Consider the following 18,307-nt stretch of genomic DNA (forward strand, 5'->3'; position numbering starts at 1 on the left):
CGCCACCTTGCCAAGGTGGATGTCGAGAGTTCGAATCTCTTCGCCCGCTCCATTCTCGGTTCTCCGACATTGGACAAACAGGCCTTCGCGAGGCGACAGCCGTTCGCTTAAGCTGCGGCGCATGACTCGCATCGCACCTTGGCGCGCCGCTCTGGTCGGCGTCTGTCTCACCGCTCTGACCGCCTCGGCGGCATGGGCTGGCCCTTCCGAATCCCTGACGAGCCTCGTGACCCGGTTCGAGTCGCTGGGCGGCGGCGACGAGGATCCCGATTCCGGCGGCGCGGCCGAGGCGCGTTGGCGCCTGCCCGAAGTGTCTCCGGCCGCCGACGCCGCGCGTCTGGTCAAGCTGAAGGCCATCCGGACCGAGCTGACCGCGATGGGGGCGTCCGGGCTGTCGGAAGAGGAGGTCCTGACCCGCGAGCTCCTCCTGTGGACGCTGAATGACCGGATCGAAGCCGCGGGCTTCGACGAGTCCCGCCTGCCGTTCAGCAGCGACGGCGGCTTCGACGTGATGATGCTGTACCGCGCCAGCGGGCTTCGGCTGAAGGACGAGGCGGAGGCGCGGCGCTGGATCGCGCTGCTCAACCGCATGCCCGACTGGTACGCGGCCAATATCGAGAATGCTCGGCGCGGGGTGAAGACCGGCTTCGTCCAGGCGGTTCCGACGGCGCAGACCGTGCTCGAGCGCGCCCAGCGCATCGCCGCCGCGCCGCTGGCCGAAGATCCGCTGCTGGCGCCGCTGAGGGGCCTGCCGGCCAGCATCCCCGAGGCGACGCGCTTGGCATTGGTCGCGGAGGGCGAGAAGGCCGTCACGGCCAAGGTCGCGCCGGCCCGCGCCAGCTTCGTCAAGTTCATGACCGAGGAGTACGTCCCCCACGCCGCCAAGAGCCTGGCGGCGTCGGACCTGACTGACGGTAAGCGCTACTACGCCTTCCTGGCCCGGCGGCATACGACCACCACGATGACGCCGGACCAGATCCATGCCATCGGCCAGGCCGAGGTGGCGCGCATCCGGGCGCGGATGCAGGAGACGATGAAGGCGGCGGGCTTCCAGGGCGATTTGCCGGCGTTCATCGCCATGCTGCGCAGGGATCCGCGCTTTTACGCGACCAGCCGCCAGCAACTGCTGGAGAAGGCCAGCGAGATCGCCAAGCGCGCCGACGACCAACTGCCCGCCCACTTCGGCGTTCTGCCGCGCCTGACCTATGGCGTGCGGCCGGTGCCGGCGGCGATCGAGAAGGGCTACACCACCGGCCGGTACTTTGGCGGCGATCCCAAGGTCGGCCGCGCCGGCGGGCTGATGATCAACACCTCCGAGCTCGATCAACGCCCGCTGTACGAGCTGCCGGCCCTGGTGCTGCACGAGGGCGCGCCGGGCCACCACATCCAGACCTCGCTGGCCCAGGAGCAGACCGGCGCGCCGGACTTCCGCAAGAGCCTCTATTTCACCGCCTTCGGCGAGGGCTGGGGCCTCTATTCCGAGTGGCTGGGCGAGGAGATGGGGATCTATCGCGATCCCTACGAACTGTTCGGCCGCCTGTCCTACGAGATGTGGCGCGCCTGCCGTCTGGTGGCCGACACCGGCATCCACTGGAAACACTGGAGCCTGGACCAAGCGCGCGCCTGCTTCACCGACAACACGGCCCTGTCGCCGGTCAATATCGAGGTCGAGCTGAAGCGCTACGTCTCCTGGCCCGGCCAGGCGCTGGCCTACAAGGTCGGCGAGTTGAAGATCCTGGAGCTGCGCCGCCGGGCCGAGCAGGCGCTGGGGCCGCGCTTCGACGAGCGCGCGTTCCACGACGTCGTGCTGCTGGACGGCTCGCTGCCGCTGGCGGTTCTGGAGCGCCGGGTCGACGCCTGGATCGCTGAGCGGAACGCGAAGCGCTGAGGGGTAGGTCGACCCGTATTCGGGTTTGGCCGTCCCAACGGCAAGCTGACGCCGCCGCATGCCAGCGCTATCCTGGCGTGGGGCGGCGAGACAGCCGCTCCGTATCCACAAGTGTTCGTTTCCCGCGTGATCCTGCCCCCCGAAGCCCTCGAATCTAATCGATTGCAAACCGCGCTGACACGCCGGTTTCTCCTTCCCGTCCTTCCGGAGTTGGAGACGTTGTTCCTGGCGATGAGGGCCGAGACGGACAGGGAGATGGCCGCCAACGCCTTTGCGCGCCGCGATAAGGCGTATCCCTACGGCTATTGCCTGGAGATTACACAGGACGTCGTGACCAACCTTCGCGCCCGCAACGCCAGGGCGCGCAGCTCGGCGGCCAGAGCCCTCAGCGCCTTTCTCAAGCACGGCGGCGTTGGGACCATGGTGTGGGGCGTGCTGCGAGACCGCTACTTCCAGAACGCGATCCAGTTGGGCTCGCTTTATGTCGACGTCGCCAACGACAGCGTCGATCCGCTCAAGCCCAAGGTGGAAATCCTGCCCATGGCCGAGTCAGGCCTGGAGCTTGTGCGGGACATTCCACACTTCGCACTGATCGCCGAGCGCTATTGGGGGGTGCGAAGCTACGCCAACACCGCCTTGCCCGCCTTGGCGCCGCTGTTTCCGGTGATCATCGTCGATCCTGACCAGCGCGTCCTGCTTCAGTCCAAGACGGGATACATGATGCGCCTGCTGGCGTCTGATCGGTTCCAGAAGTCCGAACGCTGGTTAAGCGCGGCGCCTGAGCCGCCGCTGGCGGTGGTCCAAGGCGTCCGTAACAATTGTCCCGCCGACATCCTTGCCGCCAATCCGGCGGCGACGCGGGAGGCGAGCCTGGAAGCCTGCCGCGCATTGCGGGGCAGGGCGGCCTCGCTCGACGCCGCCTGGATTGACCGAATGGGCGAGATGTTCGACCGCGTGCCGCAGATTCGCATTCTCAACGTTCCGGCAAAATCCATTGCGGTGCATGACATGACACGCACCAATGCTCGTTCCGTTACGGGTGTAGCCGCTTTACGGTCCAATAAAATCAATGCTTTAGTCCTTGAGGGAATGGGCGTATAGGAATATCTTCCTCTCAATGAGAAAATAAACCTATAGTGGCGCTATCCGACCTGCTCGCGGTCGGGAGGAGAGAGCGCCATGCTGGTTCATGCCCTTGAGGATATCTGGGTCATCACGCCCGATCCCCGACGCGACCGCCTGATGGCGGGTTTCGTCACCCAACTCGTTTCCCTGGCCACGGGAATCCCGGCCGCCGAGATCAATACGGCCCGCCGGACCACCAACGCCGCCGTCCGCGCGCGGCATCTGGCCATCTATCTGACCCACATCACCTTCCACTGGCCGCTGCACCGGGTGGCCTATGCGTTCGGCCGCGATCGCACGACCTGCGGCCACGCGTGCCGCAAGATCGAGGACCTGCGCGAGAACGCCGATTTCGACCGCCGCCTCGCCGAGCTTGAAGCGTGTCTGCGCCAGGCGCCGGCCCATGCGGAGGCCCTGCCGCAATGAGCTCGACGTTCGATCAGGAACTGGAAGCCCGCCGTCAGGCCGAGCGCGCCATGCGTCTGCTGGCGCGTCCCGGGGCGGTGGTCGAGGCGCAGGGGGAGGGCTACGGCGTACGGCTGGGCGCCAACCGCCGCCGCCGCCCGATGCTGATCCTGGATGAAGCCGGCTTCCAGGCCCTGGCCCGCGAGGCGACGTTGAGGCCCCGTCCGCAGGGCGGCTGGACCATGATCGACCGACCGCCCCCCATGTCGCCGCCGCCAGGGCGGCCGGGCGTCATCGAAGGCGAAGTCCTGTTGCCGGAGGCGTCCAAGCCTGTCCGGCGAAATCTTGGCGAGTCGCCGATCGCCTGGCTGGCCCGTCGTCGCGATCGGGATGGACAGCCCTGGCTGACGCCGGTCGAGGCCGCCGCTGGCGAACGCCTGCGCGAGGAGTACGAGCGGCTGGGGACCCAGGGGCGTCTGACCATGCGCTGGGACGCCTCGCGCGTCGACGGCGGACTGCCGGGCCTGGCGCCCGCCGAGCGCGACCACGCCGCCCGCCGGCGGATCGCCCGAGCGCTAGAGTCGGTCGGGCCGGGCCTGCGCGAGATGCTGGAACGGATTTGCCTGATGGGCTCGGCGCTCGAGGCGGCGGAGGCCGCTCTGAAACTGCCGCGCCGGACGGGCAAGACGGTGCTGAAGCTCGCCCTGCAGCGCCTGGCGCGGCACTACCGAATGATCTAGCGGTTGCCGCCGGCCACGGCGATCACCTCGCCGGTGATCCAGAAGCTGTCGGGGGAGGCCAGGAAGGTCGCCACCGGCGCGATGTCCGAGGTTTGGCCCATCCGACCCAGGGCCGTGCCGGCCACGATCTGGGTCTCGAAGTCCGAGCCGACGATGCCCGCCGTGTGGGTCCCTTCGGTCTCGACCGCGCCCGGCGCGATGGCGTTGACGCGGATCTTGCGCGGGCCCAGCTCCTTGGCCAGCACGCGGGTGATCGCGTCGACCGAGGCCTTGGTGGCCGTGTAGATCGAGAAGGACGGGATCTCCAGCGTCACCGCCGAGGAGCTGATGTTGATGATGCTTCCGCCCTCGGGGCCGAAGCGCTTGGCCGCTTCCTGCGACGCGAGCAAGAGGCCGAGCACATTGGTGTCGAACTGGCGGTGGAACTCGGCCTCCGTCACAGCCTCCAGCGGCGTGAAGGCGTAGACGCCCGCGTTGTTGACCAGGATGTCGATCCCGCCGAAGGCGGTCTGGGCTTCGTCGAACAGTCGGGCCACATCCTCGGCCTTGGCGACGGAGCCCTGGACGGCGATGGCCTTGCCGCCCGCCGCCTTGATCTCGGCCACTACCTTGTCGGCGCCGGCCTGGTCTGAAGCGTAATTGACCGCCACCGCGGCGCCCTCGGCCGCCAACGCCTTGGCGATCCCCGCCCCAATGCCCTTCGACGCGCCCGTCACGACGGCGGTCTTGCCCGCAAGCTTGCTCATAATCTGTCTCTCCATCGCCCATTTGGCGAACGGTTAGACATTTAGATAATCATCGAATTGATTCAATGCGCGACGCGAGATTTTCAGAGCCGGTCCTCTGTTCTCGCATTGCATTCTGGTCGGGATGCCGATCGCGCTGATCGTGGCGCGTCGGCCAGCGGGACGCCCAGCCAGGCCGCGCCAAAAGCCTAGATTTCCGCCAGCTGGGCCAGGTACGCGTTCAGCACGTCCCGCTGCAGCACGAGGAAGGCGAACTTGCCCTGGCGGCAGATACGGATCAGGCCGGCGTTTTCCAGCTCCTTCATGTGGTGCGAGAAGGTGGCGGCGCTGACCTCGATGTGCTGGGCGACGGCGCCGCACGGCGTCGGCTCGCTGGCGGTCCCGATTTCCTTGAGGATCTGCCGCCGGCGCGGCTCGGCCAGGGCCTTGGCGATCAGATTGACCTGCCGTTCGTCCAGCACGAGGCGTTCGGCGGAGGCGGGGCGCGGCGCGTCTTCCATGAGCTTCATATGCGGCCTCGCCGCGCCGGACGCAAATACGAGAAAGGGCGGAGCCTTTCGGTCCCGCCCTTTCAAATACCGCGCGAAGCCTAGTGCTTGAGCATGTGCTTGATGTCGCGCATCTGGTCGTGGCCGGACTTCACCGACGTCCAGGCGCGCTCGATCACGGCCCGGGTCTGGGGATCGACGTCGCCGTCCTGCAGGGCCTTTTCGTACCTGTCCTTGATGTGGTCCTCGCCGGCCTCGACCTCGTTGATCACGGCCTCGTCGCCCTTGGTCACGGCGTCCTTCAGGTTCAGGAAGGCGCGGTGGGCGGCGGCCAGGATCGTGCCGTCGTCCTTGGGTTCGCCGCCGAGACGACGCACCTCGTTCTGCAGTTCCGAGGCGATCGAGCGGCGCTCCTGGGCGCGGCGTTCGAACAGTTCCTTGTAGCGGCTGTTGTCGGCGTCCTTGGCGGCCTCGGCATAGCCGTCGGCGCTGTCGATCGTGGTCTCGACCAGGCCGTTGACGAGCTTGATGTGGTCTTCGTTGGTGTGCATCGAAGGGCTCCTCGCTTGGGGAAGGGGAGCCGGGTCAACGCGGGGCGAGGCCGAAGGGTTCAGCCGGTCTTGGCGGACAGTTGGGCGCCGACATGGTCGATGCCCAGGGCCTCGCAGTGCAGGGCCTGACGGTGACGCTCGGCGGCGCGCGCCTTCTGGTCTTCCGTCCGCTGATCATGGCAGGCAGGGCAGGCGACGCCTTCGACGTAGAGCGGCGAGGCCTGGTCCTCGGGGCTGACCGGCATGCGGCAGCCTCGGCAAAGCACATGGGTTCCGGGCGTCAGGCCATGGCCGACCGCCACCCGCTCGTCGAACACGAAGCACTCACCGCGCCACAGGCTCTCGGGCTCGGGCACCTGCTCCAGGTAGTCGAGGATGCCGCCCTTCAGGTGGAAGACCTGCTCGATCCCCTCGGACTTCAGGAAGGCGGTCGACTTCTCGCAGCGGATGCCGCCGGTGCAGTACATGGCGACCTTCAGCGGCGGGGCGTCCGGACCGCGCGCGGCCTCGACCTCGGCGCGCCAGTCGCGAAACCAGCCGGGGAATTCCGAGAAGCTGGCGGTCTTCGGATCGACAGCGCCCTCGAAGCGGCCCACGGCGACCTCGTAGTCGTTGCGGGTGTCGATCACCACGACGTCGGGGTCGCTGATCAGGGCGTTCCAGTCGGCGGGCGCGACATAGGTCCCGGGATCGGTCGGGTCGAGATCGGGCTCGCCCAGGGTGACGATCTCTTTCTTCAGTCGGACCTTCATCCGGTAGAAGGGCATGCGCTCGGCCCAGGCGGTCTTGGGCGCCAGATCGGCGCAGCCGGGCAGGGCGCGGATATGGGCCAGCACCGCCTCTATGGCGGCGTCCTCGCCGGCGATCGTGCCGTTGATCCCCTCGCGCGCCAGCAGCAGCGTGCCCTTGACGCCCAGGCCGCAGCACAGGGCGGCCAGAGGCCCCTGGATCGCGGCCGGGTCCTCGAACCGCGTGAAGCGATAGAGCGCGGCGACGCGATACCTAGCCAAGGTTTGCATGCGCCTCCTGGGCGTCGCGCTGGATGCGGGCGACCATCGACTTCAGACCATTCGAACGCTGCGACGACAGGGCTTCGGACAGGCCCAGGCGGTCGAGGGCGGCCTTGGCGTCGAAGGCGACGATGTCGGCGGGCGCGCGGCCGGAATAGAGGCGCAGCATGATCGCCACCAGGCCGCTGACGATATGGGCGTCGCTGTCGCCGCGGAACTTCAAGGTCCCGTCGGCTTGCGGCTCGGTGACCAGCCACACCTGGCTGGCGCAGCCGCGCACCTTGTTCTCGTCCGAGCGCTCGGCGTCGGTGAGTGGCGCGAGGTCCTTGCCGAGTTCGATGACATAGCGGTAGCGCTCTTCCCAGTCGCCGAGCAGTTCGAACTCGTCGGCCAGTTCGTCGAGGGCGGCGTCGATCGGGTTTGTCATGGGCGGGCGTTTAGTCGCCTTCGCCCGTCCAAGGCAAGCTTGGCGTGGCGATCAGCCCGCTTCCAGGATCAGGCGCGCCAGGAAGCCCGCGCCCAGGCTGGACGACAGCTTCAGCCGCCCGCCCATGGCGCGCGACAACAGGTCGACGATCGGTAGGCCCAGGCCCACGCCCTCGTTGGCGCGGGTCAGCGGCGAGCCCCCTTGCTCGAACGGCTGCAGCAGGCGCGGCAATTCAGCGCTGTCGACACCCGGGCCCTGGTCGCGAATGGTGATCTCGACCTCGGCGCCGATCCGACCCGCGGCGACGTGCACCACCCCGCCGGCCGGCGAGTGGGTCACGGCGTTCTGCAGCAGGTTCGACAGCATGGTGCGCAGGCCCCGGCTGTCGGCGATGACCAGGGGCAGAGCGCCCTGACCGATGATGTGGATGATGACCTCGCGGCGGGCGATCTCGGGGCGCAGGCCCTCGATCACGTCCTCCAGGGCCTCGTCGAGGCTTTCGGGCGTCATCTTGATGTCGGTGACGTGGCCTTCCAGGCGCGCGATCTCGACGATCTGGTTGACCAGTTTCAGCAGCTTCACGCCGCTTTCGTGCACGATCTGCGCATATTCGCGGTACTGCGGCGCGCCGAGCGGGCCGTACAGCTCATGCGACAAAATCTCCGAAAAGCCGATGACGGCGTTCAGAGGGGTGCGCAGCTCATGGCTGACCATGCGCAGGAAGGAGCGCTTGCGATCGTCCAAGGCCGCGCGGCGACGCTCCTCCGCGGCGGTCCGACGCTCAGCGGGAACGGGGTCCGCGAAAGGGACGATAAGCGATGCGTCCAGGGACGCCGGTTCTGGCATTACGAACTCCCGGACCTTCTGTCCGCACCAATCAGAGGCGGACCATGACGCAAGGCGCTTACGATTCCGTTTCCGTCCACAGCGAAGTCCGCCGTTAACCTTGCTTAACGATTGTGTGCGCTTGGCCGGAACACGCCCCTCGCGTTAGGCTTCAAGACGCGGCGACTCCCGCCGCAGTCGAAACCGCCCGGCCTTGGAACCTAAAACGCGTCCAGATCCGATTAGCCGTCCCGCCTCCCAGGCGGGATTCGACCCCGCGCTTGCCTGGCGTCTGGGGTGGCTGGGCGCTGTCTGCCTGGCTTCCGCCGCGGCGCTGTTCATCGTCGACGCCCGCGTTTGGCCCGTCTGGGGCGCCATGGCGGCGGGCGCGGTTCCTGCCTTGGCGTCCCTGATGTTCGCCCGGGGAGGCGAGCGGACTGAATCCTTGCTGCTGGTGCTTTGGGCCGTGGGCGGAGCATCCGCCGCCGCTCTGACCGGCGGCGTTTCCGGCGCCATGGCGGCCTGGTGCCTGGCGCCTGTCGCCGCGGCCTCCACCATGGATCGGCCCAAGCGGCTGGCCGAAGGGGCTGCGCTGGCCCTGATCGGCGGCTGCGTCGCCGCTCTGGTTCAGCTTTCGGGCCTGGCGCCCGCCGCGCCGACCGGGCCGCTGGCCTTTCTGCTGGGTTTCCTGGCCTTGGTGACGATGGGGCTGGGCCTCGCCGCCGGGCTGTTGATCGGCCGTCGTCGTCAGGAGCTGCGCGAGGATCGCGACGCCCTGGAGATCGGCTGGCTGGAGACCTTGCTGGACGGCCTGCCATATCTGGCGGTCGCCGTGCGCGGGCATGAGCAGGTGACCACCGTGCGCGGTTCGGCGCCGCTGGGCCTGTCGACCGAGCAACTGATGACGCGCGGCCTCGCCGAGGCCGCCGCCCCGGCGGATCGGCCGCGTCTGGCCGCCGCCATCGCCCAGGCGCATCGCGACGGCGCCGCCAGCCTCGATTTTGTCCCGGCGCAGGGGCTGGAACGCGTTGTGACGCTGGACCTGCAGCGCGTGGCGCCCAACCAGCTGGTCGGGGTCTTGCGCGACGTCACGGCCGAGCGCGACCGGGCCGCCGCCTTGGAACAGGCCCGCGCCGACGCCGAGGGTCTGGCCGCTGGCCGCGCGCGCTTCCTGGCCAATATGAGCCACGAGCTGCGCACGCCGCTCAACGCCATCATGGGCTTCTCCGACATCATGCGGGCGCGGATGTTTGGTCCGCTGACCGACCGCTACGCCGAGTACGCCGAACTGATCCACGAGAGCGGCGGGCACCTGCTGGACCTGATCAACGACGTGCTGGACATGTCCAAGATCGAGGCCGAGCGGTTCGAGCTGCAGCGCGGCGTCTTCGACGCGCGCGAGGCCGTCCAGGCGGCGATGCGCCTGCTGCGGGTCCAGTCCGACACGGCGGGAGTCCAGCTGCGCGGCGTCCTGCCGCAAGGCGAGCTGGAGGTCGACGCTGATCGCCGCGCGCTGAAGCAGATCGTCCTCAACCTGGTGTCCAACGCCCTGAAGTTCACGCCGCGCGGCGGTCAGGTGACGGTGACGCTGGACGGCTATGACGGCGTCCTGGAGATCGTCGTGGCCGACACGGGCGTCGGCATCAGCCCCGAGGACCTCGAGCGGCTGGGCCGACCCTATGAGCAGGCTGGCGGCGCCGAGCAACGCGCGCGCGGTACAGGTCTTGGCCTGTCGTTGGTTCGCGCCTTCGCCAAGCTGCATGGCGGCGAAATGGCGATCGAGAGCCGCCTCGGCGCCGGAACCACGGTGTCGGTGCGCCTGCCGGTCCTGCTGGCGGCTCTGCCGGCCAAGACAGCTGAGCCCGCGGCCCCCGTCGAGCAAGAGCCCTTGCCGCCGACCAGCCTGGGCGACAACGTCATCGCGTTCGCGCCGCGGTGATCGAAGGCGCAAAACAGAGCCTAAAAGGCTCTAGTGCAGGAACGCCCGTCCCGCCGCGAAATCGCCCACCTCGACATAGGCCTTGCGGGTCATCTCGTCCCCGCGGCCGGTGAAGACGAATTCGATCGTGACCGCCTCGCGCGGGTCAAGCTGCGACATCGCCTCGGCGACCGCGACGGGGAAGCGAAAAGCCAGTCCCGTCTTGGCGCCGGTCGGCAGCAGGGTCGGCGGGGCCTCTTCGCGAGTCTCGGCGTTGAACACCAGGCTCGCATTGCGCGGCGCGACCTTGCCGGTCAGGGCGCGGCCTGATCGATTGTCGATATAGGGGCCGAGCGTGCGTTTCGTGTCGCGCAGGATGACCCGCGCCGCGTAGGGGCGCTGGCCGTTCTCGAACGTGGCGACGGCGGTCACGGCCTTGTTGCGTCCGGCCAGGCCGAACATCAGCCGATCCGCCCCGAAGGCCGACATCTGCGACAGCCGCCAGAAGGGGATGGTCGCCGACGAGGCGCGGTCCGCCTTCCACGACGAGACGTCGCCGGGATAGGTCATGGTCTGCATCTGGGCGTAGCCGTCGAAGGCGGCTTTGACCCGGGAGGCGGCCAGCGTGATGTCCTTGGAATTGCAGGCCGCGCTGGCGGCCTTGGCGCGCGCCCGCTGCTCCAGGGCGGCGACCTGCAGTTCGCTGACGCCGGAGCGCAGGGTCGCGCCGCGGGCCTGGGCGCGCGCGGCGTCCAGCGTCGCGGAGATCTGGGGCGCGAACAGGCGACAGCGCGCGTCGGCCGCGGTCATCAGCGTACGCTCATAGAGCTGATCGGCGGCCTCGGCCGCGCGCGACGCCGTGGGCGCGCTCAGCATCGCCGCGAGTGCGATCGCCGCCATCCCCTGGCGGGCGCGACCTTTCTGATGCTCTGCGGACGTCATTGGCCTATGGGTGAGACATTCGGAGGGGCGGTTCTAGGCCAGCCCGGGTTGCGGTTCGGTTAGCATGCTACTTTCGACGGACATCTGGGTCGGCGCGCTGATCCGACGCGCGGAGCTGGGCGGAGCCTTCGCGACGGTGGCCCGCAAGGGAGACGCGCGCGCGGGCGCGGTGTTGGTCAAGATCGTCAACCGCCGCGACGGGACGGCCAGGCTCTATAGCGAAGCCATGCGGGGCGACGGCGAGCGCTTCTGGATGCAGCCGGTCAGGTCGGCGTTCGAGCCCGATCTGGACGCCTATGTCGAACGCGCGGCGCGCATCGATCCCGATGTCTGGCTGGTTGAGATCGAGGACCGCGAGGGGCGCCATTTCCTCACGGAGCCGGTCGAAGCCGATCCGTCCTGACGGCTAACGGGCGGCATTAACCCTGATCCTAAACCGGACCGAAAGCCCGGATCGGGTACGTGTTTCGGCCGTAGCCGCCGAGTCCGTGACGCCCATGCTTTTCCTGATGAACGACGTCATTCTCAGTTTCGACCCCAGCGAGCTGGCGCCGCCGGTGACGCGTGATCGCTTCGCCAAGCTGTCGTTGAACAGCGTGCTGGATCTGGGCAAGGAGCTGTTTTCGGAAGAGCCGATACTGCAGCACAAGGACATCGAACGCGCCCAGCGGTTGGCCGCTCTGATCATCGCCAAGGCGCCGGACATCAACGCGGCGCTGTTCATCGCGCCCACGCGCGGTTGCAAGGTCGAGGACGTTCAGGCGCGCTACGTGCAGCTGAGCGTGGAAGTCATGGGCGCGCTGCTGCATCGCCAGAATGCGGGCGCGCTAACCAACGCCGAAGCCGACCGTCAGGTCTGGCAGCGCTTGGCCGCCTAGGGCCTTGTCGACCGCCGGGACCTAGAACTTCACGAAGGTCATCAGCCAGCTGATCGTCACGGCCAAGCCGACGAGGCCGGCGATGGTGATCCCAAAGCACAAGGCGCTGCCGGCGGGATGTTGCCGGCCTTGGGGACGGTGATGGTCGAGCAGGGCCATCGTTCGACTTCCTCCAGACACCCGACGATCTAAAGCCGTCGTTGGCGATGGAGGAAGCATGACTCCAAACCCATTCTTCGAATAGGGGGATTCTGAGTGTCCGATGAGCACTTTGCAGGACATGATGACGCGGTTGTGCTTGGCCGGTCCCTCGTCTGAAGCGGCCTTCAACCTGCGGTGTAAATATTCCGCGAACGCTGTTCTGAGCCTTCACATAACCAACACGCGCCTGTCGTCCACCTGACAAGAGCCCTGGTTACCCCGCGCCGCATACAACAGCGCAGGTTCACGATGAAGCTTATGACGACGGCCGCCTGGGGCGTGTTCGCCCTGGTCCTATCCACCCAAGCCCACGCCCAGCAGGCGCCAGTCGCCGGCGAAACGGCGGAGGTGGACACCCTGGTCGTCACCGGCACGCGCCGCGTCGACCGCACGGCCTTCGAGTCGACCGCGCCGGTGGACGTCGTCGGCCAGGAGGCGCTGAAGAGCATCGTCTCCGACGAGATCATGGACAAGCTGGCGGCCACCACGCCGTCGTTCAACGTCCAGCGCCTGCCAGCCGCCGACGGCCAGGCCTTCGTGCGTCCCGCGACCCTGCGCGGCCTGTCCCCCGACCAGACCCTGGTGCTGGTCAACGGCAAGCGCCGCCACCGCTCGGCGGTTCTGGGCGGGCGCGGCCAGCAGGGCGTCGATCTGGCGGCGCTCGGCACGAGCGGCATCGAGCGGATCGAAGTGCTGCGCGACGGCGCGTCGGCCCAGTACGGCTCCGACGCCATCGCCGGGGTGATCAACATCATCCTCAGCGACAAGACCGGCTTCGAGGGCTACGCCCAGACGGGCCGTTATTTCGCCGGCGACGGTGACAAGACCGAGATCGGCGCGCGCTATGGCCTGGCGATCGGCAATGGCGGCAGCGTGGTCGCGGCGCTGGACTACACCAACGCCGAGGCCACCTCGCGGACCCGTCAACGTCCTGACGCGATCGCCTTCCAGGCGGCCAATCCGAACATCAAGGTGCCCAACCCCGTGCAGCGCTGGGGGCAGCCCGACCGCGAAGTGTGGCGCGGCTCGCTCAATATGGTCCTGCCGCTCGGCGACGTCGCGGAAGCCTATGGCTTCGCGACCTATAGCGATCTGCACGGCGTCACCGACTTCAACTGGCGCAACCCGTCGACCGACAGCTCCTACAAGACCAGCACGGTGTTCCCGGGCTGGTCGCTGAACAAGATCTATCCGGCCGGTTTCTCGCCGAAGTTCGGCCAGGACGAGACCAACGCCTCGGTCAACGGCGGCGTGCGCGGCGACGCCAAGGGCTGGTCGTGGGACGTCTCGGCTGGCTGGGGCCGCGACAAGGTCGACTACTTCCTGAACAACAGCATCAACGCCTCGTTCGGCCCGCAATCGCCGACCAGCTTCGACGCCGGTTCGCTGATCCAGGAAGAGGCGACCCTGAACCTCGACGCCTCGCGCCCGCTGGAATGGTCGTTCCTGGCCAAGCCGGCCAACCTGGCGCTCGGCCTGGAAGCCCGCAAGGAGACCTACAAGATCGAGGCGGGCGACCGTTATTCGTGGGACGTCGGGCCCGGCGCGGCGGCGGGCCTGCCCAGCGGCTCGAATGGGTTCCCCGGCTACGCGCCCAGCCAGGCCGGGTCGTGGGACCAGACCAGCTACGCGGCCTATGCCGACCTCGACCTGCCGATCACCGACAAGTTCAACGCCGACATCGCCATCCGTCACGAGGACTTCTCGGAGTTCGGCCAGACGACCGACGGCAAGATCGCCACGCGCTACGAGTTCACCCCGAACTTCGCCCTCCGCGGCGCGGTCTCGACCGGCTTCCGGGCCCCGACCGCCGGCCAGATCAACAACACCCGCACCTCGCAGGGCCTGAACACTACGACCCTGCTGCTGTTCACCTCGGGCCGCCTGTCGCCGATCAACCCGATCTCGGTCGCTCTGGGCGGCAAGCCGCTGGAGCCGGAAGAGTCCAAGAACCTGTCGCTGGGCGCGGTGTTCCGCCAGGGGGGCTTCACCGCCTCGGTCGACTACTATCGCATCGAGGTCGACAATCGCTTCGCCGTCTCGCCGAACTTCACGGTGACCCCGGCCCTGCGCGCCCAGCTGGTTGCGGCGGGCATCCCCGGCGCCGACAGCCTGACGACGGTCAGCTACTTCACCAATTCGTTCGACACCCGCACCCAGGGCGTCGACGTGGTCGGCTCATGGCGCGGACAGGTTTGGGGCGGGCGCGCCGGCGTCACCGCCGCCTGGAACTGGAACGACACCAAGGTCACGCGCTCGAAGCTGACCGAGGTCTCGAAGCTGGCCCGCATCAACCTGGAAGACGGCCTGCCGCAGAACGCCGCCAACGTGTCGTTCGACTACGCCAAGGGGCGCTTCAGCGGCCTGATCCGCGCCCGCTGGTCGGGCGAGTGGACGGACGCCCAGGCCAACGGGACCGCCGACCTGATCCAGAAGTTCTCGGGCAAGGCGCTGGTTGATCTGTCGGTCAGCGCCCAGCTGACCGATGCGATCAAGCTGACGGTCGGGGCCGAGAACCTGTTCGACACCTATCCGGACGAGGCGACCTTCCAGGCCTCGCGCGGCCTGATCTACTCGCGCAACGCCCCGTACGACACCGACGGCGGCCTCTGGTACGCGCGTCTGTCGGCGAAGTTCTAGGCCACAATCTTTCCCCGGCGAGGCTCGGCCTCGCCGGGATCTCGCCAGAAAGGTCTAAGGTGGACCAAACCCAAAGTCCGTCTTCCTGAATGGCTGCATCATCTCCCTGATTTCATCGGGTAGTCTGAAACCCCCTGTAGTCACTAGTACGGTTCTTGTGGTCGCCAGTTGATCTAGAGTTGGACCAAAGTCAGCCAGGCGATCATATCGATCCAGAAGGACGGCCTGCAGAACGTGAAGTTCTGCCTGGGTGAATTGGGTTGGCGTTCTCATGTCGTTTGCTCCGTGGCGGACAGGACGGCCAATCATAGAGTCGCCAGGACCGATCTCAGGGCGGCGCGCGCGGCTAGCTGTGACGAAGCCGGAGAGTGACAAAAAGGGCGGAGGAGGCTAGTCCCCGCCCATGAGCACTTCCCCCGCCGCTGAAGCCGCCCGTCGGCGCACCTTCGCCATCATCAGTCACCCCGACGCCGGCAAGACGACCCTGACCGAGAACCTGCTGCTGGCCGGCGGGGCGATCCGGGCCGCCGGCGCGGTGCGGGCGCGCGGCCAGACGCGGCGCACCCAGTCGGACTGGATGAAGATCGAGCGCGAACGCGGCATCTCGGTCAGCGCCTCGGTCATGACGTTCGACCACGACGGCCTGATGTTCAACCTGCTGGACACCCCGGGCCACGAAGACTTTTCGGAAGACACCTACCGCACCCTGACGGCCGCCGACGCGGCGATCATGGTGCTGGACGCGGCCAAGGGCATCGAGCCCCAGACCCTGAAGCTGTTCGAGGTCTGCCGCCTTCGCGACATCCCGATCATCACCTTCATCAACAAGATGGACCGCGAGGCCCAGGACCCGTTCGAGCTGCTGGACGAGGTCTCGTCGAAGCTGGCCCTGGATCCGGCCCCGCTGTACTGGCCGGCCGGTTCGGGCGGGCGCTTCAAGGGCATGCTGGACCTGCGCAACGACAAGTTCATCCCCTACGCCAAGAAGAGCTCGACCGATGAGGAGGGCCATCCCGACCCGGTCGCCTTCAAGGGCAATGCGGTGGTCCAGTACCTCGACCCCGAGGAAAAGGCCGAGCTGGAGGACAACGCCATGCTGGTCACCGAGGCCGGCAAGCCGTTCGATGTCCAGTCGTTCCTGGAGGGCCACATGACGCCGGTGTTCTTCGGCTCGGCCCTGCGCCACTTCGGCGTCGCTGAGCTGCTCGGCGGCATCGGCGCCTATGCGCCGCCGCCCAAGCCCATGCCGGCCACCAAGAACGGCGCGGCGACCCATGTCGCGCCCGGCGACAGCGAGGTTTCGGGCTTCGTCTTCAAGGTCCAGGCGAACATGGACCCCAACCACCGCGACCGGATCGCCTTCCTGCGCCTGACCAGCGGCCGCTTCACGCGTGGCATGAAGCTGAAGGCTCAGAACACCGGCAAGGCGATGAGCGTCAACGCGCCGATCATGTTCTTCGCCTCCGACCGCGAGCTGGCCGAGGACGCCTTCGCCGGCGATGTCATTGGGATTCCAAACCACGGCGTGCTGCGGGTGGGCGACAGCCTGTCCGAAAGCGGGACGCTGCGCTTCGCCGGCCTGCCCAACTTCGCGCCGGAAATCCTACGCCGCGTACGCGTGAAGGATCCGCTGAAGGCCAAGCACCTGAAGAAGGCGCTGGAGGGTCTCGCCGAGGAGGGCGTCACCCAGCTGTTCCGCCCGATGATCGGCAGCGACTTCATCGTCGGCGCCGTGGGCCAGCTGCAATTCGAGGTCATGGCCGACCGCCTGGCCAACGAATACCAGCTGGAGGTGATCTTCGAGGCCAGCCCCTACGCCGAGGCCCGCTGGCTGGGCGGCGATCGCGCCGACGTCGAGGACTTCGTGAACAAGCACAAGTCGGCCATGGGCCAGGACATCGACGAGGCCCCGGTCTTCCTGGGCAAGTCCTCCTGGGAGATCGGCTATGTCGCCGAGCGCTACCCGAAGGTGCGCTTCGAGCGGACCAAGGAACGCGCCTAGACGAGGGACGCTTCCAGGGCCTCGCGCACGGCGGGCTGGCGGGAACGGCTGACGGGCAGGGGCGCGCCCTCGCTCAGATGCAGCCGCCAGCGGTCGCCGTCGCGCTCTAGTCTTTGGACGTGCGCCAGGTTGGCGATGACCGACCGGTGGACGCGTAGGAAATTCGCTGGCAGTTGGGCCGTCAGCCCGTCCAGGCGTGCCGCGTGCAGCAGGCTGCGGCCGCCGACCATCCGTAGCTCGACATAGTCATCGGCTCCCACCACGGCCAGGATCTCGGCGACGGGCGCCAGCTCGACGCCGCGCGCCGAGGCCACGGTCAGTCGGTCGGGAAGGCTGACGGCCCGGGTCAGGGCGGCTTCGCGTCCACGGTCCTCGCGGCCAAGCCGAACCACCTCGACCATCAGCAGGGGCAGCACCAGACTGGCGGCGAGCAGGAAGTAAGAAAAGTCGGCCAGCCATTGGGGGAAGCCGAGGGCCAGGGCCAGGAATAGCGCCAGATAGGCCAGGGCGGGCCGGGCGCCGGGGATGCGCCGACGCACGCCCGCGACGGCCGGCGCCACGGCGAGGCCCACGCCCAGGATCAGCGCCCAGACCGTCTTGGTGTCGAAGCCCGGCAGCAGGACCGTGGCGCCGACCCCGCCCAGCGCCAGACCGATCATCAGCCCCCGCGCCTTGGGCAGGAACCGGCTGGTGACATAGGCGACCAGCAGGATCGCGAAGGCGGCCGCCAGTCCCCAGATGGCGCTCATCCGCCAGGCATGGAGCGGATAGGGATAGTTGAAGAGCGTTCGCAGGCTCTCGACGATGGACTGGACGGCCGCGACGCCGGCCATGCCGGCCAGGATGAGGCTGGAGCCTGTCCGTCTCAGGGCGTGGATGACGCCGAACCCGAACGCCGCCGCCAGCAGGGCGCCGGTCGCCACGAAGGTTATGGCCAGCGGCGCGGTGCGCTGGGGATAGGGGGACGGCAAGACGACAATGGCGCTCATCGGGCCGGCGAAGCGCAGGCCGCCATGGAAGGAAGACAGGCGCAGCACCAGGGTGTTCGCGCCGGCGCGCCAGGCGGTCTCGCGGATCGGAAAGATCGCCTGATACTTTCCAGGAACTTCGTCGCGCGCCGACGCTCCAGGGCGGCCGTTGGACCCCAGCCGTTCGCCGTTGAGCCAGGCTTCGGACGAGGCGGCGCCGGCCACGTAGAGGGCGCGCGGCTGGGTGTCGCTGGGGGCAGGGATCGTCGCGCGAATCCAGAGCTCGCGGCCCTGGGGATCGACGAAATCTCCGATTGGACGGCAGTCGCTAAGCACCGGGCCGGAAGGGCTGGCCGCGCCATGGCAGGCCTCCCACGCCATGTCTTGGGCCCGCGCCAGGGTCGCCAGGCTCGTGAGCAGGAGGGTGAGAAGCAGGGTTCGCCACATGGCGTCACCTTAGAGCGCCGTTCGCCGAGGCGCGCCACCGTTCACCGATCGAGCGGCGCCGTTGACCGAAGCGGCGTGGCGGAAGGCCCGTCGATCGGCTCGGTTG

The 18,307-nt window shown here is 68.1% G+C and carries 18 protein-coding genes; 9 read left to right on the plus strand and 9 right to left on the minus strand.

Annotated features, from left to right (window positions below; all coding sequences use genetic code 11):
• The first annotated feature begins 121 nt into the window (after positions 1-121).
• The 4 genes from AX690_RS20535 (at position 122) to AX690_RS20550 (ending at position 4,158) form a co-directional block, all read left to right on the plus strand.
• The gene (locus AX690_RS20535; RefSeq protein ID WP_066683034.1) at positions 122-1,888 is read left to right on the plus strand and encodes a DUF885 family protein; all 1,767 of its coding nucleotides are present in this window, start codon (positions 122-124) and stop codon (positions 1,886-1,888) included.
• Positions 1,889-2,143: 255 nt separating this feature from the next.
• Positions 2,144-2,989: a hypothetical protein gene (locus AX690_RS20540; protein ID WP_156449745.1), complete on the plus strand. Its 846-nt coding sequence runs from the start codon at positions 2,144-2,146 to the stop codon at positions 2,987-2,989.
• 78 nt (positions 2,990-3,067) lie between these two features.
• A complete protein-coding gene (locus tag AX690_RS20545; protein ID WP_066683032.1) occupies positions 3,068-3,439 on the plus strand; it encodes a helix-turn-helix domain-containing protein in 372 nt (123 codons plus the stop codon).
• A complete protein-coding gene (locus AX690_RS20550) occupies positions 3,436-4,158 on the plus strand; it encodes a DUF6456 domain-containing protein (RefSeq protein WP_066683031.1) in 723 nt (240 codons plus the stop codon). Before AX690_RS20545 ends, AX690_RS20550 begins: the two co-directional genes overlap by 4 nt.
• Here AX690_RS20550 and AX690_RS20555 read toward each other — a convergent pair.
• The 6 genes from AX690_RS20555 to AX690_RS20580 form a co-directional block, all read right to left on the minus strand.
• Positions 4,155-4,904, minus strand: a complete 750-nt coding sequence (locus tag AX690_RS20555) for a glucose 1-dehydrogenase (protein WP_066683030.1) — start codon at positions 4,902-4,904, stop codon at positions 4,155-4,157. The genes AX690_RS20550 and AX690_RS20555 overlap by 4 nt on opposite strands.
• A 188-nt stretch (positions 4,905-5,092) precedes the next feature.
• Entirely contained in the window at positions 5,093-5,413 is a 321-nt protein-coding gene (locus AX690_RS20560; RefSeq protein WP_082769787.1) for a helix-turn-helix transcriptional regulator, read from the minus strand.
• An 80-nt stretch (positions 5,414-5,493) separates the two neighbouring features.
• Positions 5,494-5,943: a PA2169 family four-helix-bundle protein gene (locus AX690_RS20565; RefSeq protein WP_066683029.1), complete on the minus strand. Its 450-nt coding sequence runs from the start codon at positions 5,941-5,943 to the stop codon at positions 5,494-5,496.
• Positions 5,944-6,002: 59 nt separating this feature from the next.
• Complete coding sequence (locus AX690_RS20570) at positions 6,003-6,953, minus strand: rhodanese-related sulfurtransferase (protein WP_066683048.1); 951 nt, start codon at positions 6,951-6,953, stop codon at positions 6,003-6,005.
• Complete coding sequence (locus AX690_RS20575) at positions 6,946-7,380, minus strand: SufE family protein (RefSeq protein WP_066683028.1); 435 nt, start codon at positions 7,378-7,380, stop codon at positions 6,946-6,948. Before AX690_RS20575 ends, AX690_RS20570 begins: the two co-directional genes overlap by 8 nt.
• Positions 7,381-7,431: 51 nt before the next feature.
• Positions 7,432-8,226, minus strand: a complete 795-nt coding sequence (locus tag AX690_RS20580) for a sensor histidine kinase KdpD (protein WP_066683027.1) — start codon at positions 8,224-8,226, stop codon at positions 7,432-7,434.
• 193 nt (positions 8,227-8,419) lie between these two features.
• On the opposite strand from AX690_RS20580, the gene AX690_RS20585 reads away from it, so the two are divergent.
• Positions 8,420-10,144 (plus strand): HAMP domain-containing sensor histidine kinase, encoded by a 1,725-nt coding sequence (locus tag AX690_RS20585; RefSeq protein WP_066683026.1) that lies wholly within the window; start codon positions 8,420-8,422, stop codon positions 10,142-10,144.
• Between the two features lie 30 nt (positions 10,145-10,174).
• Here AX690_RS20585 and AX690_RS20590 read toward each other — a convergent pair whose 3' ends face one another.
• The gene (locus AX690_RS20590) at positions 10,175-11,065 is read right to left on the minus strand and encodes a hypothetical protein (protein ID WP_066683025.1); all 891 of its coding nucleotides are present in this window, start codon (positions 11,063-11,065) and stop codon (positions 10,175-10,177) included.
• A gap of 64 nt (positions 11,066-11,129) precedes the next feature.
• Here AX690_RS20590 and AX690_RS20595 point away from each other — a divergent pair, with 64 nt between their 5' ends.
• Both AX690_RS20595 and AX690_RS20600 read left to right on the plus strand, forming a co-directional pair.
• Positions 11,130-11,468 carry a DUF1491 family protein gene (locus AX690_RS20595; protein ID WP_066683024.1) on the plus strand — a complete coding sequence of 113 codons (339 nt, stop codon included), beginning with the start codon at positions 11,130-11,132 and terminating at the stop codon, positions 11,466-11,468.
• 94 nt (positions 11,469-11,562) lie between these two features.
• Entirely contained in the window at positions 11,563-11,943 is a 381-nt protein-coding gene (locus AX690_RS20600) for a hypothetical protein (protein WP_066683023.1), read from the plus strand.
• Between the two features lie 21 nt (positions 11,944-11,964).
• Here the strand turns inward: AX690_RS20600 and AX690_RS23475 are convergent, their stop codons facing one another.
• Positions 11,965-12,102 carry a hypothetical protein gene (locus tag AX690_RS23475; RefSeq protein WP_197426932.1) on the minus strand — a complete coding sequence of 46 codons (138 nt, stop codon included), beginning with the start codon at positions 12,100-12,102 and terminating at the stop codon, positions 11,965-11,967.
• A gap of 291 nt (positions 12,103-12,393) precedes the next feature.
• Here AX690_RS23475 and AX690_RS20605 point away from each other — a divergent pair, with 291 nt between their 5' ends.
• The gene (locus AX690_RS20605) at positions 12,394-14,784 is read left to right on the plus strand and encodes a TonB-dependent receptor (RefSeq protein ID WP_066683022.1); all 2,391 of its coding nucleotides are present in this window, start codon (positions 12,394-12,396) and stop codon (positions 14,782-14,784) included.
• 403 nt (positions 14,785-15,187) lie between these two features.
• Entirely contained in the window at positions 15,188-16,786 is a 1,599-nt protein-coding gene (locus AX690_RS20610) for a peptide chain release factor 3 (protein WP_066683021.1), read from the plus strand.
• Here AX690_RS20610 and AX690_RS20615 read toward each other — a convergent pair.
• Positions 16,783-18,201: a LytTR family DNA-binding domain-containing protein gene (locus AX690_RS20615; RefSeq protein WP_066683020.1), complete on the minus strand. Its 1,419-nt coding sequence runs from the start codon at positions 18,199-18,201 to the stop codon at positions 16,783-16,785. The genes AX690_RS20610 and AX690_RS20615 overlap by 4 nt on opposite strands.
• Positions 18,202-18,307: the final 106 nt, after the last annotated feature.

The organism is Caulobacter sp. CCH9-E1 (assembly GCF_001556515.1).
GTDB lineage: Bacteria > Pseudomonadota > Alphaproteobacteria > Caulobacterales > Caulobacteraceae > Caulobacter.

What these genes read in the sequence shown, in the direction of transcription:
- AX690_RS20535 (WP_066683034.1), top strand. Translation starts at nt 122, where the DNA reads ATGACTCGCATCGCACCTTGGCGCGCCGCTCTGGTCGGCGTCTGTCTC.
- AX690_RS20540 (WP_156449745.1), top strand. Translation starts at nt 2,144, where the DNA reads ATGGCCGCCAACGCCTTTGCGCGCCGCGATAAGGCGTATCCCTACGGC.
- AX690_RS20545 (WP_066683032.1), top strand. Translation starts at nt 3,068, where the DNA reads ATGCTGGTTCATGCCCTTGAGGATATCTGGGTCATCACGCCCGATCCC.
- AX690_RS20550 (WP_066683031.1), top strand. Translation starts at nt 3,436, where the DNA reads ATGAGCTCGACGTTCGATCAGGAACTGGAAGCCCGCCGTCAGGCCGAG.
- AX690_RS20555 (WP_066683030.1), bottom strand. Translation starts at nt 4,904, where the DNA reads ATGAGCAAGCTTGCGGGCAAGACCGCCGTCGTGACGGGCGCGTCGAAG.
- AX690_RS20560 (WP_082769787.1), bottom strand. Translation starts at nt 5,413, where the DNA reads ATGAAGCTCATGGAAGACGCGCCGCGCCCCGCCTCCGCCGAACGCCTC.
- AX690_RS20565 (WP_066683029.1), bottom strand. Translation starts at nt 5,943, where the DNA reads ATGCACACCAACGAAGACCACATCAAGCTCGTCAACGGCCTGGTCGAG.
- AX690_RS20575 (WP_066683028.1), bottom strand. Translation starts at nt 7,380, where the DNA reads ATGACAAACCCGATCGACGCCGCCCTCGACGAACTGGCCGACGAGTTC.
- AX690_RS20580 (WP_066683027.1), bottom strand. Translation starts at nt 8,226, where the DNA reads ATGCCAGAACCGGCGTCCCTGGACGCATCGCTTATCGTCCCTTTCGCG.
- AX690_RS20590 (WP_066683025.1), bottom strand. Translation starts at nt 11,065, where the DNA reads ATGACGTCCGCAGAGCATCAGAAAGGTCGCGCCCGCCAGGGGATGGCG.
- AX690_RS20595 (WP_066683024.1), top strand. Translation starts at nt 11,130, where the DNA reads ATGCTACTTTCGACGGACATCTGGGTCGGCGCGCTGATCCGACGCGCG.
- AX690_RS20600 (WP_066683023.1), top strand. Translation starts at nt 11,563, where the DNA reads ATGCTTTTCCTGATGAACGACGTCATTCTCAGTTTCGACCCCAGCGAG.
- AX690_RS23475 (WP_197426932.1), bottom strand. Translation starts at nt 12,102, where the DNA reads ATGGCCCTGCTCGACCATCACCGTCCCCAAGGCCGGCAACATCCCGCC.
- AX690_RS20605 (WP_066683022.1), top strand. Translation starts at nt 12,394, where the DNA reads ATGAAGCTTATGACGACGGCCGCCTGGGGCGTGTTCGCCCTGGTCCTA.
- AX690_RS20610 (WP_066683021.1), top strand. Translation starts at nt 15,188, where the DNA reads ATGAGCACTTCCCCCGCCGCTGAAGCCGCCCGTCGGCGCACCTTCGCC.
- AX690_RS20615 (WP_066683020.1), bottom strand. Translation starts at nt 18,201, where the DNA reads ATGTGGCGAACCCTGCTTCTCACCCTCCTGCTCACGAGCCTGGCGACC.